The sequence below is a fragment of the Rheinheimera soli genome (assembly GCF_021290985.1).
In the GTDB taxonomy this organism is placed as follows: Bacteria; Pseudomonadota; Gammaproteobacteria; order Enterobacterales; family Alteromonadaceae; genus Pararheinheimera; species Pararheinheimera soli.
In genome coordinates, this window is sequence record NZ_JAJOYU010000002.1 from 29005 (window position 1) to 49601 (window position 20597).

15 protein-coding genes are annotated in these 20597 nt (G+C 46.9%); 10 read left to right on the forward strand and 5 right to left on the reverse strand.

The genetic code is table 11. The features are described 5' to 3' along the window. Positions 1 to 30 precede the first annotated feature (30 nt). The gene (locus tag LSG37_RS02290) at positions 31 to 2802 is read left to right on the forward strand and encodes an insulinase family protein (RefSeq protein WP_233078244.1); all 2772 of its coding nucleotides are present in this window, start codon (positions 31 to 33) and stop codon (positions 2800 to 2802) included. 96 nt (positions 2803 to 2898) lie between these two features. Continuing rightward, entirely contained in the window at positions 2899 to 5094 is a 2196-nt protein-coding gene (locus LSG37_RS02295; protein WP_233078245.1) for a putative bifunctional diguanylate cyclase/phosphodiesterase, read from the forward strand. A gap of 115 nt (positions 5095 to 5209) precedes the next feature. Here the strand turns inward: LSG37_RS02295 and LSG37_RS02300 are convergent, their stop codons facing one another. Both LSG37_RS02300 and LSG37_RS02305 read right to left on the reverse strand, forming a co-directional pair. Continuing rightward, positions 5210 to 5557, reverse strand: a complete 348-nt coding sequence (locus LSG37_RS02300) for a MaoP family protein (RefSeq protein WP_127023839.1) — start codon at positions 5555 to 5557, stop codon at positions 5210 to 5212. A 237-nt stretch (positions 5558 to 5794) separates the two neighbouring features. After that, complete coding sequence (locus LSG37_RS02305; protein ID WP_233078246.1) at positions 5795 to 5986, reverse strand: hypothetical protein; 192 nt, start codon at positions 5984 to 5986, stop codon at positions 5795 to 5797. 32 nt (positions 5987 to 6018) lie between these two features. Between LSG37_RS02305 and LSG37_RS02310 the strand changes: the two genes are divergently transcribed. Next, entirely contained in the window at positions 6019 to 6174 is a 156-nt protein-coding gene (locus tag LSG37_RS02310) for a hypothetical protein (protein WP_233078247.1), read from the forward strand. Here the strand turns inward: LSG37_RS02310 and LSG37_RS02315 are convergent. From LSG37_RS02315 to fadI, 3 genes are all read right to left on the reverse strand, one after another. Further along, a complete protein-coding gene (locus tag LSG37_RS02315; RefSeq protein WP_233078248.1) occupies positions 6171 to 8264 on the reverse strand; it encodes a S9 family peptidase in 2094 nt (697 codons plus the stop codon). The genes LSG37_RS02310 and LSG37_RS02315 overlap by 4 nt on opposite strands. A gap of 240 nt (positions 8265 to 8504) precedes the next feature. Continuing rightward, complete coding sequence (gene fadJ / locus LSG37_RS02320) at positions 8505 to 10628, reverse strand: fatty acid oxidation complex subunit alpha FadJ (protein WP_233078249.1); 2124 nt, start codon at positions 10626 to 10628, stop codon at positions 8505 to 8507. Further along, positions 10628 to 11938 (reverse strand): acetyl-CoA C-acyltransferase FadI, encoded by a 1311-nt coding sequence (gene fadI, locus LSG37_RS02325; protein WP_008897857.1) that lies wholly within the window; start codon positions 11936 to 11938, stop codon positions 10628 to 10630. The genes fadJ and fadI overlap by 1 nt, the downstream gene beginning before the upstream one ends. A 211-nt stretch (positions 11939 to 12149) precedes the next feature. On the opposite strand from fadI, the gene LSG37_RS02330 reads away from it, so the two are divergent. The 7 genes from LSG37_RS02330 (at position 12150) to putP (ending at position 20568) form a co-directional block, all read left to right on the forward strand. Further along, positions 12150 to 13103, forward strand: a complete 954-nt coding sequence (locus LSG37_RS02330) for an AAA family ATPase (protein ID WP_233078250.1) — start codon at positions 12150 to 12152, stop codon at positions 13101 to 13103. Between the two features lie 10 nt (positions 13104 to 13113). Continuing rightward, positions 13114 to 14055 carry a DUF58 domain-containing protein gene (locus LSG37_RS02335; RefSeq protein ID WP_233078251.1) on the forward strand — a complete coding sequence of 314 codons (942 nt, stop codon included), beginning with the start codon at positions 13114 to 13116 and terminating at the stop codon, positions 14053 to 14055. Continuing rightward, positions 14042 to 14500, forward strand: a complete 459-nt coding sequence (locus LSG37_RS02340) for a DUF4381 domain-containing protein (RefSeq protein ID WP_233078252.1) — start codon at positions 14042 to 14044, stop codon at positions 14498 to 14500. The genes LSG37_RS02335 and LSG37_RS02340 overlap by 14 nt, the downstream gene beginning before the upstream one ends. Beyond that, entirely contained in the window at positions 14500 to 15492 is a 993-nt protein-coding gene (locus tag LSG37_RS02345) for a vWA domain-containing protein (protein ID WP_233078253.1), read from the forward strand. Before LSG37_RS02340 ends, LSG37_RS02345 begins: the two co-directional genes overlap by 1 nt. Continuing rightward, positions 15482 to 17314 carry a VWA domain-containing protein gene (locus tag LSG37_RS02350; protein WP_233078254.1) on the forward strand — a complete coding sequence of 611 codons (1833 nt, stop codon included), beginning with the start codon at positions 15482 to 15484 and terminating at the stop codon, positions 17312 to 17314. Before LSG37_RS02345 ends, LSG37_RS02350 begins: the two co-directional genes overlap by 11 nt. Beyond that, positions 17308 to 18951: a BatD family protein gene (locus LSG37_RS02355; protein ID WP_233078255.1), complete on the forward strand. Its 1644-nt coding sequence runs from the start codon at positions 17308 to 17310 to the stop codon at positions 18949 to 18951. Before LSG37_RS02350 ends, LSG37_RS02355 begins: the two co-directional genes overlap by 7 nt. Before the next feature lie 168 nt (positions 18952 to 19119). Beyond that, positions 19120 to 20568, forward strand: coding sequence for a sodium/proline symporter PutP (putP, locus tag LSG37_RS02360; protein ID WP_233078440.1), 1449 nt, complete (start codon positions 19120 to 19122; stop codon positions 20566 to 20568). Positions 20569 to 20597 lie beyond the last annotated feature (29 nt).

Below are 20597 nucleotides of genomic sequence, written 5' to 3' on the forward strand. Positions count from 1 at the left end.
ATTTTCAGGGTTCCCGTCACGAGGCATAAATTGAAAAAAAGCCAGTTAATGCAAAGCCCTAACGACAAGCGTCAGTACTTGGCGCTGACTTTAGCCAATGATCTGCCTGTACTCTTAGTGCATCAACAAGACGCAGAAAAAAGTGCTGCTGCCCTGACAATTAACGTCGGACATTTTGACGATCCGGCCGAACGGCAGGGTTTGGCGCACTTTTTGGAGCATATGCTGTTTTTGGGCACTGAAAAATATCCGGACGCCGGTGAGTACCAGCATTTTATTAATCATCATGGCGGCAGCCACAATGCCTGGACAGGTACTGAGCACAGCAGCTTTTTCTTTGACATTGATTCAGATTACTTTGAACTGGCGTTGGACAGGTTTGCCGATATGTTTCGCGCGCCGTTGTTTCACGCCGATTACATTGAAAAAGAGCGTCAGGCCATTGAAGCTGAGTTTTCACTCAAACTCAAAGACGACAGCAGACGCATTTATCAGGTCCATAAAGAAACTGTCAATCCGGCCCACCCTTTTGCCAAGTTTTCAGTCGGTAATTTACTGACCTTGTGTGATACCCCAGAACAAAGCCTGCAGCAGGCGGTGCAGCAGTTTTTTAAAAGCCAATACGGCACCCGCCGCATGAGCTTGTGCCTGGTCTCTCCTTTGCCCTTAGAACAACTGGAACAGCTGGTTCATCAGTATTTTGATGCCTTACCCAATGATGTTTGTGCCAAAGCACCGCTGTCGCAGCCTTTGTATCTGGCTGAACATCAAGCTCTGCAACTGGATATAGAACCTCACAAATTTAGCCAGCGGCTGGTTGCCAGCTTTGCGTTGCCGGATATCCAGCCCTGGTACAAATACAAACTGATTTCTTTTTTGGCACATTTATTAGGTGACGAAGGTCCCGGCTCTTTACTGGCTTTTATAAAAGACAACGGCTGGGTGAACCAGCTCAGTGCAGGCGGAGGCATAGACGGCAGTAATTACAAAGATTTCACTTTGTCGTTTGAGCTGACAGAACAAGGCGTATCTGCCAAAGAGCACATTATTGAAGCTTTGTTTGGTCAGTTGCAATTACTGCGTCAGTCGCCATTCCCAGAGCATTTGTTTCTGGAACGTCAGCGTTTAGTGCAGTGGAGCTATTTGTATCAGGAGCCAAGCACAGCGTTGCAGGGAGCCTGCGATTTGTCAGTCAATATGCAACATTATCCGGTGGATGATTATGTCTATGGTGACTATCGTATGGACTTGCCGCCAGAAGCTTTGTACCGCGAACTGCTGGGACATTTCAGACCAGGCAATATGAGGGTAATGTTTATTGCCCCTGAAATTAAAGCCAACCGGGAAGCACGCTGGTATCAAACGCCATATAGTGTGCAACCACTACAACAAAGCCAGATCAATAACTACCTGCAGGCAGGAGTCCCCGCAAGCAGTCATCTGCCGCAAAGTAATCCCTATCTGGTCACAGAGCTCAACTTGCTGGCCGATACCGATCATATGGCCAAACCTGTGTTAGTGGCGAAAGAAACCGGCTTTAAATTATGGTTTAAAGCCGACACTGACTTTAAAACCCCAAAAGGCCATATTTTTGTTCAGCTGAATTTACCTAACTGCATTGGTTCTGTAAGTCAGATGGCCTGCAGCCGTTTGTGGCTGGAGTTGTTTCAGGATCAAATCAACGAAAGCTTTTATGCCGCCACTACGGCGGGCCTGACTTATCATTTGCATGTGCAGCATAACGGCATCAGTCTGCACAGCAGCGGTTTAGCAGGCAATCAAATTAAATTAGTCGCTGATTTACTGGCTCAGATGGCCTTTTGCCAGTTTGATGAACAACGTTTTGATGAAATCAAACGCCAGTTAATTCGGCACTGGCAAAATCACAGCAAAAATAAACCTGTGTCCAAATTATTCAGCCAGCTGTCCTCATTGTTACAGCCTTTGAACCCGGATATTGATCAACTGGCAGCGGCGTTACAGCAACAAAGCTTCAGCACTTTTCAACAGTTTCACCAGCAACTGCTGAAACAGGTGCATCTGGAAGCTTTTATGCTGGGCAATTGGCATAAAAAAGACCCAGAGCAGTTAAGTCAGGCTTTAAAATCCTGGCTTGCAGAACAGCAACAAGGTGAAGCTTTGCCCCGTCAGCGTTATAACACAGAGGGCATAGGGCCTGTCTGGGTCAAGGTGCCTGTTGAGCACAGTGATCAGGCGCTGGTGATTTATTTACCATCACGGCAAAAGCGCCCTGTGGATATGGCGCTGTTTATGTTGGCCAATCATTTACTCTCTCCGGAATACTTCCATGTTCTGCGCACAGAACAGCAATTGGGTTATCTGGTGGGTACAGGCTATGTGCCAATGAATCTGTTGCCAGGCATCGCTTTTTATATTCAAAGCCCCGCGGCCTCATGCGCTGATTTGTACAAAGCCACTTTGGCCTTCTACAAAAACTTTCTATCAGAGCTTGAAGAGCTGGACGAAGAAGAGTTCGTGCAGATGAAACAAGGCTTGGCCACGCAAATCAAAGAGCGCGACAGCAGCTTAGGTGCGAGAGCAAAACGGCTTTGGCTTGCCATAGGCCAGGGCGACCATCAGTTTGATTTAAATGAACAGATAGAACGGGCACTGGAACAGCTCAGTCTGAACGATTTTATCGCATTTTTTTACCAGTTATTGGCGCCGGACTACGATGCTATTTTTCTGGCTACAGGAGATAAACCGGACCACAGTCATTTAACTGAACAAAACCCGTTCAATTTATTAGAGAAATTACCTTTATTGTCGGAATGGCTTTGACAGTGCGTACAACATTGGTTAACGTGAATTGACATCCATTAAAAAAGTCTGACTGTGCGCCTTACTCCTGTTTTATTGCTGCCATTGAGCCTTGTTATGACTGCGCCTTTGCCTGTATTTGCTGCAGGCTGGGAGCAGTTGCAACCTTATGTGCTGACAGTGATCTCCGCCCTTTCTATAGTCGCCCTGACGCTGGCTCATCTGAGCATAGTGCGGATGCGACGTTATCAATCCAAACTGGAACAAAGTGAAGAGCGTTTACGTTTGTCGTTGTGGGGCAGCGGCGATGAATTATGGGACTGGGATATGCAGGCAGGCCAGCTGTACCGATCCAGTTCCTGGCATCAACCTCTGGAGAAACCAGGTGACAGCCAGCAATTTCCACCGAATCGTTCTGAGATCCATCCACAGGATGTAGAAAGAGTCACCAGTTCTTTGAAGCAACATATGCATGGCATGACGCCTATTTTTGAATCCAGTTACCGAATTAAAGCCGCTAATGGCCAATGGCTTTGGGTACTGGACAGAGGCAAAGTGGTGCAGTTAAACGAACAAGGTCAGGCAATACGGATGACCGGCACCTTAAAAAATATTCAGCAGTTAAAAGAAACCGAAGAGCGTTTAAGCTTATTTGCCCGCTGTCTGGATAATATCTCTGATGCGGTGATGGTCTGTGATACCAATTTTACGCTATTAGAAGTGAATCCGGCCTTTGTCAGCATGACAGGAAAAAGCCGTGAATCTGTGTTGCACAGCGTGTTTGAACTGAGCCTCTACCCTGCCCGCTTTTTACATGAAATCCGTCAGGCGTTGTTAGAGCAAGGCTATTGGGCCGGTGAAATTGAAGATAAACGCCATAACGGCGAATTGTTTCAGGCTGAGCTTAGTTTTGATGTGATTAAAGACGAACTGGGTCAGGTACAACAGTTTGTTGGTGTAGTTTCTGATATCAGTGAGCGGAAAAAACGCGAAGCCGAACTAAATCGTTTAGCAGACACAGACACCTTAACAGGCTTACCAAACCGTGCACGTTTTTCCAGTCATTTGACTCAACTGGTGCGGGAACAGGTAGAGCATGCACTTCTGGTATTCGATTTAGACAACTTCAAAAAAATTAACGACTCACTTGGCCATGAGCTCGGCGATACCTTATTGTGTAAATTATCCGAGCGTTTAAGCCTGTTCACCCGCTTTAAAGCAAAGTTATACCGCTTAGGGGGTGACGAATTCGCAGTGCTGCTGGAAAACACCAATGATATTCACAGTATTACCAGTCTGGCTAAAGACTTACTGAAACAAATTAACCTGCCCTTTTTTATCGAGCAGCACGAACTGGCGATCACCAGCAGTATTGGCATCGTTTTGTATCCGGAAGATGGCCACGACCCTCAGGCACTGCTGCGAAATGCAGATACGGCTATGTACCATGCCAAACACGAAGGCGCTAACCGTTACCTGTTTTTTAATGACTCGATGAACAAACTGGCAGTGAAACGATTGCAGGTGGAAAACCTGATCCGCCATGGCTTAAAAGAAGATTACTTCACAGTGTTTTATCAGCCGAAAATGGACATAGTCACAGGTCAACTGGTGGGTATGGAAGCTTTAGTGCGTTTTATCACACCGAAAAAAGGCTTAATCAGCCCGGCTTCTTTTATTCCGGTGGCAGAAGAAACAGGCCAAATTCTTGAAATCGGTGAAGTGGTTTTGCAAAAAACCTGCGAAGACGTCAAACGCTGGATAGATATGGGCTTATTTCATGGCCGCGTTGCCGTGAACTTGTCCGCCAAGCAGTTTATGCTGCCGTTTTTATGTGAGCAGATAGATGACATTCTGCAGCGCTCTGAACTGCCCTCTTATCATCTGGAACTGGAAATCACTGAAGGTACCGTTATGCAGTCGCCAACACTGGCGATCGATACCATGAAGAAGCTACGGGCCCGTGGTATTCATCTGGCGATGGATGACTTTGGTACCGGCTATTCCTCTTTGGCTTATTTAAAACAGTTTCCGCTCAATACCTTAAAAATCGATAAAGCTTTTATCGACGATATGAATACGGCTCGTGGCCGCAATATGGTGGACACTATAGTCACCATAGCGCATAACCTGAACCTGACGGTAGTAGCGGAAGGGGTAGAACAAGCTGAGCAGTTACAACAGCTCAAGCAGCTGCGCTGTGAGATTATTCAGGGCTATTTCTATAGTAAGCCGTTGTCGGCTCATGATTTTGGTTTGTTCTTAAAACAGCAGAAACAACAAAAACCAAAACTGACTGCAGTGCCAGGTTAAAAAGGTCTTGGGGCTTTAGCCAGACAGCATCCATAACATAAAACAAAAAAGGGTTAGTTCAGATCCAATACCAAGTACTGGATCTGAGCTAACCCTCTCTTCAGAGTGTTACTTTTTAATCTGCGTCGTTATCTACAAACGAGAAGTCTTCGCCACCATCTGCAATACGCTTCTTACCAAATACGGTATGAAATTTGCGTTTTTCCTGCAAACGTTGCTTGTACTTCAACCAGACTTTTTCATACTGACTGGCTGCTTCCTGTTCGCCTTTGCAAACAGCGATAAAACGTTGTTCTTCTTCATTGACTGGCTGGCGTGAGCCTGCTTCCAGTTCCTGCATGGCGTTGCCATGTTTTTCCAGCAGATTACCCTCTGCCAGAGTAAAGCGCCCGGACCTGGTGAATCCCTTTGGGAAATTCTGGTCATCGAAAAAGCGACGATTAGCGACAAAACTTTGCTGCATCACTTTTTTCCTCTAATTTTGTTGTATCTACAGCTATCCGAATCAAACTGTGCGCAGTATGGTAAACAAAATCAGACTCGTCAAACAAAAATTTTGCTTTGTCAAAAGAAATGATTTTGTAATGCCTCGGAAGACACATTTTGCTCAGAAAATAATCGCAACTGGTTGACGAATAACCCTTTTAATCCGTCCAAATTGCAAATTTTGATACGTAATGAATATCAGGCAGGATCAATGCTAAAAGAAATTTGAAAAGCGGCCAAAAGCGCGGCGTAGCGTCAGTCTTTTATGATTGTGAAACAAGGGAAGCACCAGAGGCCCCAAACACAAAGCAGCCAAAGCCCAGCGTTTAGCGGCCATACCAGCCCGTAAAGCCGCAATATAGACACTGACACTACTCAGACAAAAAAGGCTCAGGATAAAAACCACACCGAACTCCTGCTTATTACTGCTGCTTAGTAATGCGGCTAAAAAAAACCGCGGCACTATACCAGACCGAGCTGGTACTGACTGCAGAAAATGACTACAAATGCGACGAAAGCCCAAGTCAGGCCAGCGGAAATAAAAAAGCGGCGCAGATCATCAGCCCTGCGCCGCTTTTTATAGTGTTGAATTAAGACTTAGGTGTGGTTGGTAACAAAGACAAAATAAAAGCGTATTCGTCCGCAACTTCAATCAAACGTGAGAAACGCCCGGATTTGCCACCATGCCCTGCTTCCATAGTGGTGCGGAAGAGCAAAGGCTGCTGGTCGGTTTTTACGGTACGCAGCTTAGCAACCCATTTCGCCGGTTCAAAGTACTGAACCTGTGAATCATGCAAACCCGTAGTCACCAGCATGGCCGGATAAGCCTGTTTTTTTACCTGATCATAAGGTGAATACGACAGCATGTAGTCGTAATAAACTTTTTGTTTTGGATTGCCCCACTCATCAAACTCATTGGTCGTCAGCGGAATAGATTCATCCAGCATAGTAGTGACCACGTCAACAAAAGGTACATGTGCCACCAGACCACGGTATTTCTCCGGAGCCATATTGGCTATAGCGCCCATTAACAGACCGCCGGCACTGCCGCCCATGGCAAAGACTTTATCTTTAGCTGCATATTTTTCAGCAACCAGGTAATCAGTGACGTCGATAAAGTCAGTAAAGGTATTGATTTTTTTCAATAACTTACCGTTTTCATACCAGGCACGCCCCATTTCCTGACCACCCCGAATATGAGCGATGGCGTACACAAAACCTCGGTCAACTAAAGAGATCACAGTGCTGCGAAAAGACGGTGCACTGGAAATACCGTAAGAGCCATAAGCATATTGATACAAAGGTGCTGTACCATCTTTTTTCAGGCCCTTTTTATACAGCAGACTGACCGGAATTTTGGTGCCATCTTTTGCTGTGGCCCAGACACGTTCGGTCTGATAATTGTTTTTATCAAAGCCACCTAAGACTTCCTGTTCCTTCAACAAACGTTTTTCGCCTGTTTTCATATGCATTTCGTACACAGAAGGCGGAGTGGTTAACGATGTATAACGGTAGCGTAACCAAAGACTGTTTTGTTCTGGATTGTTATCTGTTTTTGCCACATAAGCGGCTTCATCTGATTCGACATACTGGGCTTTACTTAAATCAGACCATGGCATCAAACGTACTCTGTCCAGGCCATTGCTACGCTCATTAATCACCAGGTAGTCGGTAAACAGCTGGAATGAGTCAATAAATACATCCGGGTTATGAGCCAACAACGGCTGCCAGCGGCTGCGATCGCCTATTTGGTCATCCTTCACTGTCATCAACCTATAGTTAGGCGCATCCCAGTCGGTCATGATCACCCAACGATTATCGATATGCTCAACTTCGTATTTAAAATCGCGCTGACGTGGTGCTATAGAGGTAAATTTGCCAGACTTATCATCACTTTTCAGCACCAGCATCTCATTGGACACTGTACTGCCAAGCCAAATCACCACAAACTGATCATCAGCACTGTTGCCCACGCCCATATAAAAGCTGCTGTCTTTTTCTTCGTACAAAACTTCATCTTTCGCCACATCCTGACCTAGCGTATGGCGGCGCACTTTGGTGCCTAATAAAGTTTGCGGGTCTTTTTCAATATAAAACAGCTGACTGTTATCAGCCGACCAGGCCAAAGAGGCTTCAGCACCGGTAATCACAGTCCCTAAATCTTTGCCTGTGCGTAAATCCCGTACCTTGAGGTTGTAATTACGACGGCCCGTGGTGTCTTCTGCATACGCCAGCAACTGCTGATTAGGGCTGACCTGAAAGTTGCCTATCTGATAGAAATCTTTACCTTCTGCCATGCTGTTCACATCCAGCATCACTTGCTCAGCACCACCTGCTTTGGGTTTACGGGCATAAATAGGATACTCTTTGCCTTGCTCAAAGCGGGTGTAATAGGAATAGTCCCCTTTAATGGCAGGGACAGTGCTGTCATCCTGCTTCACCCGGCCAATAATTTCATCAGCAAGCGTTTTGTTTAGTGTTTTGTACTGGTCGGCATACTGCTGGTAATACTGGTTTTCGGCATTCAGGTACGCCAGCACTTCTGGTGCCTGTCGTTTATCATCCCGCAGCCAATAATAGGGATCTTGTCTGTCCCCATTTTCTGATTTAACCACATAGGGTTTGGTTGGCGCGACAGGTGCGGTTGATGGCATAGCCGCCATCAATTGGATGCTGGTAAGCATGGCAACTCCATAACCAAGGATACGGATCGGATTAGGCATGTTTTTCTCTCTTTCTTTGTGTGGATTCAGTGATTAAAAACAACAAAACGTTAACACAACAGCTGTTTTACCACCACCACAGCGGCAACTTATGCGACGAATAAGATGTAACAAAACAAAACCCTGTTAAAACAGCAGCAAAGAGAAATAAAAAAGGCTGCTATCGGACAGATAGCAGCCTTTTCAGGAGCAAAGGATGGCTTAATAGAAAGTGGTATTTTGTTCTGCTTTTTCCAGCAACAGCTTGCTTGGGGCAAAACGTGCGCCAAAACGACTCTCAAAGCTACGCAGATGCGCTACTAAAGTGGCAGCACCCATCTGATCGATATAACGGAACGGGCCGCCTAAGAACGGCGGGAAGCCTATACCGAAGATGGCGCCTATGTCACCGTCACGGGCACTGCTGATAATGCCTTCTTCTAAGCAGCGCACGGCCTCGTTCAGCATTTGCACCACGCAGCGCAGCGCTATTTGATCGCCACTCAGTTTAGCCGCCGGGTTTAAACCCAGTACGGTATAAACGGAAGCATCGACCTGCTTTTTGCCTTTGGCTTTGGCGCCGTACAGGTAAAAACCTTTTTCGGTTTTACGACCTTTACGGCCATCCGCCAGTAAGCGGTCAAATGCAGCTGGTGCAGTAAAACGCTCACCCAATTCATTCAGCAGAATGGGCGATATTTTAGCGCCTACGTCTATGCCGACTTCATCCAGTAAGGTAATAGGACCGACAGGGAAACCAAACTTCACCAGCGCTTTATCCAGCGCTTCAACTGGTTCGCCTTCAAGCAGTATATTGGCCGCTTCATTCATATAAAGCGCCAGAATACGGTTGACGTAAAAACCTGCGCCATCTTTTACGACGATCGGCGTTTTACCTTGTTTGCGGGCAAAAGCCACAGTAGTGGCAATAGTTTCAGCCGAGGTTTTGTCATGGGCTATGACTTCAACCAGTGGCATTTTATCCACAGGAGAGAAGTAATGCAGACCAATGACATTTTCAGGCCGAGCCGCTTTGGCTGCAATTTGGCCTATAGGCAATGAACTGGTGTTGCTGGCAAAGACCGTATGTTCAGAGCAGTTGGCTTCGATATCAGCCACCATTTGCTGTTTTAAATTTAAATCTTCAAACACAGCTTCAACTACTAAATCCACATCGTGGAAACCGCTGTAGTCTGTGGTACCTGTCAGCAGGGACATTTGCTTTTGCACTTCAGTCTTAGTGACAAAACGTTTACGCAGCTTTTTCTCCAGCAGGCTGTAGCTATATTTCATTGCATTGGAAATACCTTGCTGGCTGATGTCTTTAATCCGCACCGGCACACCGGCTTTAGTAGCAGTGACATTGGCGATACCACCGCCCATCAAACCGCCGCCTAAAATAGCGGCTTTACGCACTTTACGCGGTTGAACATCCCCTGCCCCAGTCTCTTTTTTCATCTGAGTCGTAGCGAAAAATAATGAACGTAAGGCTTTGGACTCGCTGGTCATGCAAAGCTCACCAAAAGCTTTGGCTTCCACATCCAGGCCTTTATTAAAACCACCATCCACGCCAGCTTTAATGGCTTTGAGGATCTTCAAAGGTGCCGGGTAATTGCCATGGGTTTTGGCTAAAGTTTGTTTTTCTGCCTGACTAAACACTATGGCGCGGCCAAAAGGCGTTTTTTCCAGCACTTTACCAACAAAGTTCAGTTTGACGTCACGAGCTGCAGGTTTGCCTTTAAGCGCCAACTGCACTGCGGCCTCCAGCAAAATACTTTTAGGGACTACGGCATCCACTAAACCAATTTTTTTCGCTTGAGCAGCACGCAGCTGCTTGCCGGTTAAAATCATATCCAAAGCTTTTTGAATACCAACCAGACGAGGTAAACGCTGAGTACCACCGCTGCCAGGCAATAAACCCAGCTGCACTTCAGGTAAACCCAATACAGTTTTGTTGTCTGTAGTCGCGACACGGGCATGACAGGCCAGCGCCAGCTCTAAACCACCACCTAAACAAGGGCCATGAATAGCGGCCACTAATGGAATAGATAAAGCTTCAAGCTGGTTAAACACCAGTTGGCCCATACGGCCAATGTCTTCGGCTTGCTGCGCTGTAGTGCAGCCATCCAGCATAGAAATATCAGCACCAGCGATAAATGAATCTGGCTTGCCACTGATAATAACTAAACCTTTGATGTCTTTATTGTTTTTTATTTCGCTGAGCAAAGATTTAATTTCATCAGCAAAAGCAGCTTTGAGCACATTCATGCTCTCGCCTGCCACATCCATGCTAATCACCCCAATTTGATCAGGGCGAATACTTAAACTAAAGGTCGGTTGGCTCATTATTCAGTCTCCACTATCATGGCCGCGCCTAAACCACCGGCAGCACAAGCCGTGGTTAAACCAATACCACCACCACGACGTTTTAATTCATTTAAAGTCTGAGTAATTAAACGGGTGCCTGTCGCCGCAAAAGGATGGCCGTAGGCTAAAGAGCCACCTATGACGTTAAATTTTGCCATATCAATTTCACCTATGGCTTCAGCGCGACCCAGTTTTTCTTCAGCAAATTTCTTGCTGCCAAACATTTTCATATTGGCCAGCGCCTGAGCAGCAAAAGCTTCGTGCATTTCAATCAGGGTTAAGTCGGACAGTTTCAGACCAGCACGGTCCAAAGCAATAGGTGTCGCATAAGACGGGCCCATCAGCATATCTTCCCAGACATCAATAGCGGCAAAAGCATAGCTGCGGATATAACCTAAGACTTCATAGCCCATGGCTTTAGCACGGCTCTCGGTCATCATCAATACAGCGGAAGCACCGTCTGTTAAAGGGGTGCTGGTGGCTGCAGTGACAGTACCAAACTGACGGTCAAATACAGGCTTTAACTTGCTGTACGATTCCAGCTTGGAATCCATACGAATATTGTTGTCGATTTCAAGGAAGGTTTTGTACGGCTCGATGTGAGCGGCCATCACTTCATCTTTTAATAAACCATCTTTCCAGGCTTGCGCTGCCAGGCTGTGTGAACGGTGCGCCATCGCATCCTGATCGGCACGACTGATGCCGTGGGTTTTGGCCATTTGTTCAGCCGTATCACCCATAGACAAGCCAGTGGTGTATTCAGCCACTGCTGGAGGTACTGGTAATAAATCTTTTAAACCTAAGCGGCGGAAAATCGCCAGTTTCTGACCAAAAGTTTTGGCTTTGTTTAAATCGACCAAAGCACGGCCTAATTTTTTGCTGACACCAATAGGTAAAACAGAGCTTGAATCTGCACCACCGGCAATAGCGATTTCGGTGACACCAGCCATCATGCTTTCGGCCACACTGACCACAGACTGGAAGCTGGTAGCACAAGCACGGGTGACGCTGAAGGCATCTGTATGCACATTCATGCCAGTGCCTAATACGATTTCACGGGCAATGTTTGGCGCTTCCGGCATTTGTACAACTTGACCAAAAACCAATTGATCTATTAACTTGGGCGACAATTCGCTACGGATCAGCAGTTCGTTGACGACCAGCTTGCCCAGTTCCAGCGCTGAGACGCCATGGAATTCGGTGGCTTGTTTAGCAAATGGAGTACGCAGACCACGCACTATGGCGATACGGTCTCCTTGACGTGTGGTAAGTTGTAGTGGCGCAGCCATGGACAATCCTCTTAGTGTGACTCGTGACAGGTCTGACCTGTAGATAATTTCGATTGTAACCAGAGATCAGGCAAATTAAAACACTTGTTTTAAAACGTCTTGAACCTTATATAAAAGCAAGTGGTCTTAGCCTAGCTTTTTTTTGAGCTAACTGCTTGGAAAATAAACAACAATAGCTGACGACAATAACTTAAAAACAGTAGTGAGTATTATGGTAAAGGCATTCTCCGCTTTAAAAGACTATCTGGACAGTCAGGTCTTAGGTCAGCATGCGCTGACGGAAGGTATTTTGTTGGCTTTATTGGCCAATGGTCATTTGCTGGTGGAAGGCCCACCGGGTTTAGCCAAGACCAGAGCAGTGAATGCTTTGGCGCATGGCGTCGAAGGTCGTTTTCACCGCATTCAGTTTACACCGGATTTATTACCCGCCGATTTAACAGGCACTGATATTTACCGTCCTGAAACCGGGCAATTTGAGTTTCAGGCTGGCCCTTTGTTTCACCATATTATTCTGGCTGACGAAATTAACCGCGCTCCTGCTAAAGTGCAATCGGCCTTGTTAGAAGCTATGGCAGAAAAACAAATTACCGTAGGCCGTAAAACCTATGCCCTGCCCGAACTGTTTTTAGTGATGGCAACCCAAAACCCGCTGGAGCAGGAAGGCACTTATCCTTTGCCTGAAGCTCAACTCGACCGTTTTTTATTGCACCTCAAAGTGGATTATCCGGATGCAGCCACTGAACTGGCTATTTTACGTTTAACCCGGGGTGAAGCTTTAGCTCATGAAAAAGCCAAATTAAGCCCTATCAGTCAGGCCGATATTTTTGCCGCCCGTCAGGACATTTTAAAACTGCATATGGCCGAAAGCCTGGAAAACTATATAGTGCAGCTGGTGATGGCAACCCGTAATGCCGCCGCCTACAGCGAGCAACTGGCGAAATGGATAGCTTATGGTGCCAGCCCCCGCGCCAGTATTGCTTTGGAACGTTGTGCCCGTGCTAAAGCCTGGTTAGAAGGCCGTGATTTTGTTACGCCGGATGATATTCAGGCAGTATTTTTTAATGTGCTACGTCATCGTTTGATTTTAACTTACGATGCCGAAGCTCAGGGCTTAAGCACAGATGATGTGCTCAGAGAGATTTTAAAACTGGTTCCTGTTGCCTGATGTGCCATTGATGAATACCCAACTTCAGCTAGAACAACTGGCCACAGACGGTATCCATTTGGATCTGCCGCAACTCTTGGCCTATCAGCGTCATCATGCTTTGCTGGATTTAGCCCCCAAAATGGCCATTCAAAGTAAGCTGGCTGGCTCCTATTTGGCCCGCAGTAAAGGCCGGGGTATGGAGTTTGATGAAGTACGGCATTACCAACCCGGTGATGATGTGCGAACCATCGACTGGCGGGTCACAGCCCGCACCGGCAAAGTACACACCAAATTATTTCGCGAAGAAAAAGAGCGGCCAGTTTTTATCCTGACCGATTTATCTGAGTCGATGCGTTTTGGCACAAAGTTGCTGCTCAAGTCTGTGCAGGCAGCGCATTTAGCAGCCTTATTGGCCTGGCATGTGCGTGAAACCGGCGATAAATTAGGTGGCTTGGTCTTCAGTGAACAACAATTGCTTGAGCTTAAACCTGCAGCTCGCAGCCAGGCGGTATTACGTTATTTAAATGCGCTGATTAAAATTCAGCAAAACCAAGGCATGGCTGCAGAGTCCAACATTAACCATGCGTTGGGGTTAATGCGTCGTTTAGCCCGCCCGGGTGCGCTTATTTTTGTGATCTCAGATTTCAGCGCACTTGACGCACAAGGCTTGCGCCATTTACAAGCCATGCGCCAGCATAATGAAATTCGTTGTGTGCATATTACTGATCCTCTGGATTTGCAGTTGCCCTTGTCTGCTTCTGGTTTAGCGGCAGTGACAGATGGTGTGGAGCTAAAAACTCTGGATTTAGGTTCATCCACTTTAAAAGACAGTTATCGGCACCAGCAACACCAGTGGCAACAAGCTTTGCAATTGAACTTAAAAAAGCTGAACTGCCGCTACTTAGAAATAAGTGCAGCCTTGCCTTTGATTGAACAATTAAACAGGAGTTGGCCTGATGGCGAACACTGAACCCCAACTGGCGTTGGCTGATATACAAGAACCGATGCTGAACACCTTCTGGCCACCTGCTCCGGGCTGGTGGTTACTTGCATTGCTGCTTATTGTACTCTTGGCCTATGGCTTTCGTTTTTTTTGGAAAAAATGGCAAAAAGCCTTGCCCTTGCGTCAGGCCAAAGCAGAATTGCGGCTGATTAAACAGCCAGATCAGAGCGCTGAACTGAACGAATTATTGAAACGTCTGGTGCGTTGTTACAGTCCGGGTCATAGCGTGTTGTCTGCTCCAGTGAAACACTGGCAGGAATTTTTACAGCAACAATTACCCCAACAGCCTTTGCCTGATTTACAGAAAGTGCTGTATCAATCGGTATCGGATCAAGCTGATTTCACCACTTATCTGCAATTTGCTGAAAAGTGGCTGCATAAAGTTTCTGTCAAACAGCTGGAGCGGCTTTGATGTTTGAATTCAGCTACCCCTGGTTGTTTTTGTTATTACCTTTACCTTTGTTGCTACGACGTAAAACACAGCAGCAAGGCAGCCCTTTAACACACAAAGCCCTGATCAAAGCCAGTAGCCAGACTGTTGGCCTGACAAGTAAAGCGCCCCGCTCTGTTAAAACCTTACTCGCTTTACTCTGTTGGTGTTTTTTAGTATTGGCGGCCACTCAACCCAGATGGCTGGGAGAAACCGTTACTTTGCCACAACAAGGCCGGGATCTGATGTTGGCGCTGGATTTATCCGGATCTATGGCAATCAGTGATATGCAGCATCAGGGCCAGAGTATAGACAGACTGCAAGCCGTGAAGCTGGTCGTCAGCGACTTTATTCAAAAACGCAAAGGCGACCGCATTGGTCTGATTTTATTTGGCGATGCCGCTTATCAACAAACCCCTTTAACCTATGACTTAACTACTATTCAAACCATGCTGGATGAAGCAGTGCGGGGGCTAGTCGGCGAACGTACCGCCATAGGTGAAGCGATAGGCTTAGCAGTGAAACGGCTGAATACTTACGAAACCTCAAACAAAGTACTGATTTTGTTAAGTGATGGTGCGAACACAGCTGGTGTGATTCAGCCCATGGAAGCCTTACAACTGGCCAAAGCTGCCGGAGTCAAGGTGTACACCGTAGGTGTTGGAGCCGAACAAATGGTGCAACAAAGTATTTTTGGCCGTCAGTTGATTAACCCGTCGCAGGATTTGGATGAAGTGCTGCTGACCCGTATTGCAGAAGAAACCGGCGGCAAGTATTTTCGCGCCCGCGATTTGGCTGAATTGGCACAAATATACAAACTGCTGGATCAGTTAGAACCTATTGAGCGTGACCAAATCAGTTATCGTCCGCAGCAAAGCCTGTTGCACTGGCCTTTATTGGCGGCGTTGTTTTGTTCTGTGTTACTTGCCTTAAGCCAGGTGCGCTTTGCAGGGAGAATAAAAAATGTGGGCTGATTTTCATTGGTTAAGGCCGGAGTACTTTTGGTTAATCTTGCCCACTGTGTTGATTTGGGTTTTGTTTGCCAAACTACGCCAGCCACAAAGCGCATGGCAACACTGGATAGCACCGCATCTACAAAAAGAATTACTGACAGTGCCAGCCACACAACAGCAAAAGCCAGTGCTGTGGCTGGTCCTGATCATCTGGCTAATTAGCGTGATTGCCCTGGCAGGCCCGAGCTGGCAGCGTTTACCACAGCCGGTATTTCAACTGAAAAAAGCCACTGTGATTCTGATGGATATGTCGATGTCGATGCGTGCAACCGACTTATCGCCTGACCGATTAACCCAGGCCCGTTTTAAAGCCCTGGACTATATAGATGGCGTCAAAGAGGGGGAGCTGGCTTTGGTCAGTTTTGCCGGCGATGCTTTTGTCATTTCGCCTTTAACTCAGGATCACAATAATGTCCGGTTGCTGTTGCCTGAACTCAGCCCCGACATTATGCCGGTGCAAGGTTCCAACATTGAAGCCGCGCTACTGCTGGCCGATCAACTGCTCAAACAAGGCGGTTATCTGCAAGGAGACGTGGTGCTTTTTACCGACGGCTTTGCTTCCGCTGATTACCCTCGGTTACGTGATTTGATGGACAACTGGCCGCATCGTTTATCTGTACTGGCCTTTGGCACCACACAAGGTGCGCCGGTGCGGTTAAGTAACGGTGAGTTATTAAAAGACCGTCAGGGCGCTATAGTGCTGCCCCGAGTACCGCTGGAACAGCTACAACAACTGGCTGAACTACGCTCAGGTGTTTTTGCAGTGGCGGGCTCTGAAGACAGTGATATTGATGCTTTATTGGCGCTAAAACCTCTGGATAAAAAAGCTGATAGCGAAGAGCAACAAAAGCTTTTTGGTGATCAATGGCAAGACAACGCTGTTTATCTGGTCTGGTTGCTGCTGCCTCTGGCGTTGTGGCTGCATAAACGCGGTGCTTTGACTGTCTTCTTACTGGTGCTGTTTTTACCCAAAGCAGAAGCCTTTGAATGGAATGATCTGTGGCAGACCAAAAGCCAAAAAGCACAGCAGTCTTATCAGCAAGGGGATTACAGCGATGCCTGGCAAAACTTTGACGACCCACTGTGGAAAGGCAACGCCGCCTATAAAGCCGGAGATTACCCAGCAGCTGAGCAGTCTTATCGACAACAGGACAGTGCTGATGCGTTGTATAACCTTGGCAATAGTCTGGCGCAACAGCAAAAATATGAAGAGGCCATTGAGGCCTATCAGCAGGCTCTAGCTAAAAACCCGGCGCTTGATAAAGCCCAACAAAACATAGATGTGGTTCAAAAAGCACTGGAGCAACAACAGCAGCAACAAAACCAGCAGCAAGGTGAAGGCGAAGAGCAGGATCAGCAGCAAGGCGAATCATCCAACGATCAAGGCGAAGGTGCAGAATCGTCAAAACAACAATCTGACGAACAAACATCTGAACAGCAATCTTCCGAACAACAGTCTGATCAGCAAGCCGATGATGCGGCTTCACAAAAAGATCAGCCGCCTGGTCAAACCGAGCAGCAAAAGCAAGAGCAGCAGCAACAGGCTGCTGAACAAGCAGAACAACAGGCTGCTGCACAGCAGGAGGAGGAGGAGCAGGAACAGCAACACAAAGCGATTTCTGAAGCCTGGCCTAATGCCAACGCCGAACAGAGTCAGCAACTGGATAATTTATTACGCAAAGTACAGGACGATCCTTCTTTGTTATTACGCCGCAAAATGGCGCTTGAATATCAAAAACGTCGTTATGATCAACCACCAGCCGGAGTTGTCGAAGAATGGTAAAGCAGTGGTTATGCTTGTTTTTATTACTAAGTAGTCCAGTTTGGGCTTTGACTGAGCTAAAAGTTTCCCTGGATAAAAACCCGTTGTTATTGGGTGAGACGGCGGTACTGGAATTGGTTGCAGATGATCAGGTGGCACAGCAACCTGATTTCTCCGTACTGGACCAACATTTTATTGTGCAAGGCCCTTCTATGGGCCAGCAAATGCAAATTATCAACGGTCAGGCCAGCCGCACCACCAGTTGGCGTCTGCTACTTAAAGCAAAACAAAGTGGTACTTTTACTATTCCATCCTTTGAGATTGAAGGCGTTAGCTCCTCCTCTATCGAAGTCGAAGTAATCAAGGGCTCAGCACAGACAGAAACGACTAACGATCCACAGCTGTTTTTACAAAGCAGTCTGGATAGCACACAACTTTATGTGCAGCAGCTGGCCTACCTGGACGTAAAAATATTTTTTCAGGGCGATTTACAACGGGGTTCACTCAGCGAACCTAAAGTAGATGGCCTGAGCATAGAACAACTGGGTAAAGACAAAGAAGGCAGCGAACTAGTTAACGGCGAACGTTACCGCACTTTTAGCCGTAAATACCGGATCATCCCAGAACGCAGTGGTACTTTTGTGCTGCCTGGCTCGACCCTCAGCGGCGAAATGCTCGACAGAAACTCAGGTCGTTATGACTATTTTGCTCAAACCAAAGCGGTCAGCGCCACAGCCAATGATTTAACTATTGAAGTTGCGGCCAAGCCGGATAACTTCCCAGGCGACTGGCTGATCGCAGATTTAGTCAGCTTAAATGAAGAATGGAGCCCGGCCACAGAACAGTTAACTCAAGGCGAACCCGTCACGCGCACTATTACATTAACTGCATTGGATGTAGCTGAACACCAGTTACCCGACCTGCCACTGAACGCACCTGATGGCGTGAAGCTTTACAAAGAGCAGCCACAAGCCAAACAAGCAGAGCGTAATGGCACCCTGGTGTCACAAAAAGTATTTAGCATGGCAGTGGTTGCCAACAGAACAGGCGAACTGGTTTTGCCCGAAGTAAAGCTGCCATGGTGGAATAAAAAAACCAATTCAGTACATTACGCTACCTTGCCGGAAAAACGTTTAACGGTAGAGGTAAATCCTGAACTGCCGCAACAAAACAGTGCAGCTGTGGTTGTGCCAGCGGCACAAGGACTGACTACGGCAGCTGCAGAACACAATCCATGGCAATGGAATTACACTAGCTCAGTACTGACAGCACTCTGGCTTTGCTCCGTGCTTGCATTAGTTTGGTTCAGGCCAAAAAGAGCCGTCGTAAAAAAAGCTATGGTACACAATTCAGGTTCTGCCAGAGCCAATCCGAAAAAACTGCAGCTGGCTTGTCATAACAACGATGCGGGCGCAACAAGACAGTGGTTGATGTTATGGGCTCAGCAACAGTTTGGCAGAACACCGGCCTCACTGACCGAATTAGCACTCTGGTGTAAAGATCAAAACTTTACCGAGCAATTACAATTGCTGAACCAGCAGCTGTATCAAAAAAATCAGCAAAGCTGGCAGGGCAAAGCATTGTGGATCTGTTGGTCTAAGTTATCACTGGAGAAGACAAGTGATAAATCTGCACTGCCAGAATTGTACCCTGAGTAAAAGTCGGCCGTCATTGGCAGCGAAGCTTTGTTTGTCTGACTTAAAAAACTGGCTGTTACCCAAAGCTATTGATAGCATGCGACCACTTTATAACTACAAAAATAACAATGCGGGAGAATCACAGTGGCCACGGCAACCATTTTAGCTTTATCCATTTATTTTTTATCTATGCTGGCAATAGGCTTGTACGCCTACCGCCAATCCAGCAGTAACTTATCTGACTACATGTTGGGTGGCCGTAAACTGGGCCCGGGCGTTACTGCTTTATCCGCTGGGGCATCTGATATGAGTGGCTGGTTACTTATGGGTGTACCAGGCGCTATGTATGTCGCAGGCATATCACAAATCTGGATTGGTGTTGGTTTAGTCATAGGTGCTTACCTCAACTACATACTGCTGGCACCCCGTTTTCGGGTCTACACTGAACTTGCAAAAGATTCCATCACCCTGCCCGACTACCTGGAAAATCGGTTTGCCGACCCGACCCGGTTATTACGTCTGGTGTCTGCTGTCGTCATAGTGGTTTTTTTCACCTTGTATACCTCATCAGGCATGGTTGCAGGCGGCAAATTATTTGACGAAGTTTTTGGGCTTGATTATGAATTTGGCCTGTTTCTGACCGCTGGTGTTGTCATTACCTACACTTTATTAGGCGGCTTTCTGGCGGTCAGTATGACGGACTTTGTGCAGGGCATTATTATGTTTGTCGCTCTGGTTACTGTGCCACTGGTCGCTTTTGGCGCTTTGGACCAACCCACTCAGATGTTCACCACCATAGAGCAACTGAATCCAAAACATCTGGACCTATTCACCGGCACCAGCGCACTTGGCATTATTTCTTTGTTGGCTTGGGGTTTAGGTTATTTTGGTCAGCCGCATATTATTGTGCGTTTTATGGCGATTCGTTCTGTGGACGATTTTAAAGCGGCACGTCGTATTGGTATGTCATGGATGATCATTTCTATTTTAGGTGCCATGGCGGTAGGTTTTGTCGGCATCGCTTATGTTCAGCAAACCCAAATGCAGGTGGAAGACCCTGAGACGATTTTTATTCTGCTCTCTCAGGTATTGTTCCATCCATTTGTCGGTGGTTTATTATTAGCAGCTATTCTGGCCGCTATTATGAGTACCATCTCTTCTCAGTTGCTGGTGACATCAAGCGCTTTAACTCAGGATTTTTTCAAAACCTTTTTGCATAAAAACGCCAGTGACAAGCTGCAGGTATTGGTAGGCCGGGCTTCGGTTTTTGCCGTGGCCCTTGTCGCCATTCTGCTGGCTCTGGACAGTAACAGCTCCATTTTAGGTTTAGTCGCCAATGCCTGGGCAGGTTTTGGCGCTGCTTTTGGTCCTGTGGTGCTGATCAGTTTGTACTGGAAGCGGATGAACCACTGGGGTGCTTTGGCGGGTATCACAGCAGGCGCTCTGACTGTGCTGTTTTGGGCGTACAGCCCTTACCAAATTGACGGTAAGCAGTTAAATGACTTCCTCTATGCCATCATACCTGGCGTTTTAGTGTCTGCTCTACTGACTTGGTTTGTTAGTCTGGTCACCTCTGCTCCCACTGCAGATGTAAGCCGATTGTTTCAGCAAGTATCTGATAAGTTAGAAAATAACTAACTCATAGACAGCAGGCAGATCATTTGTTC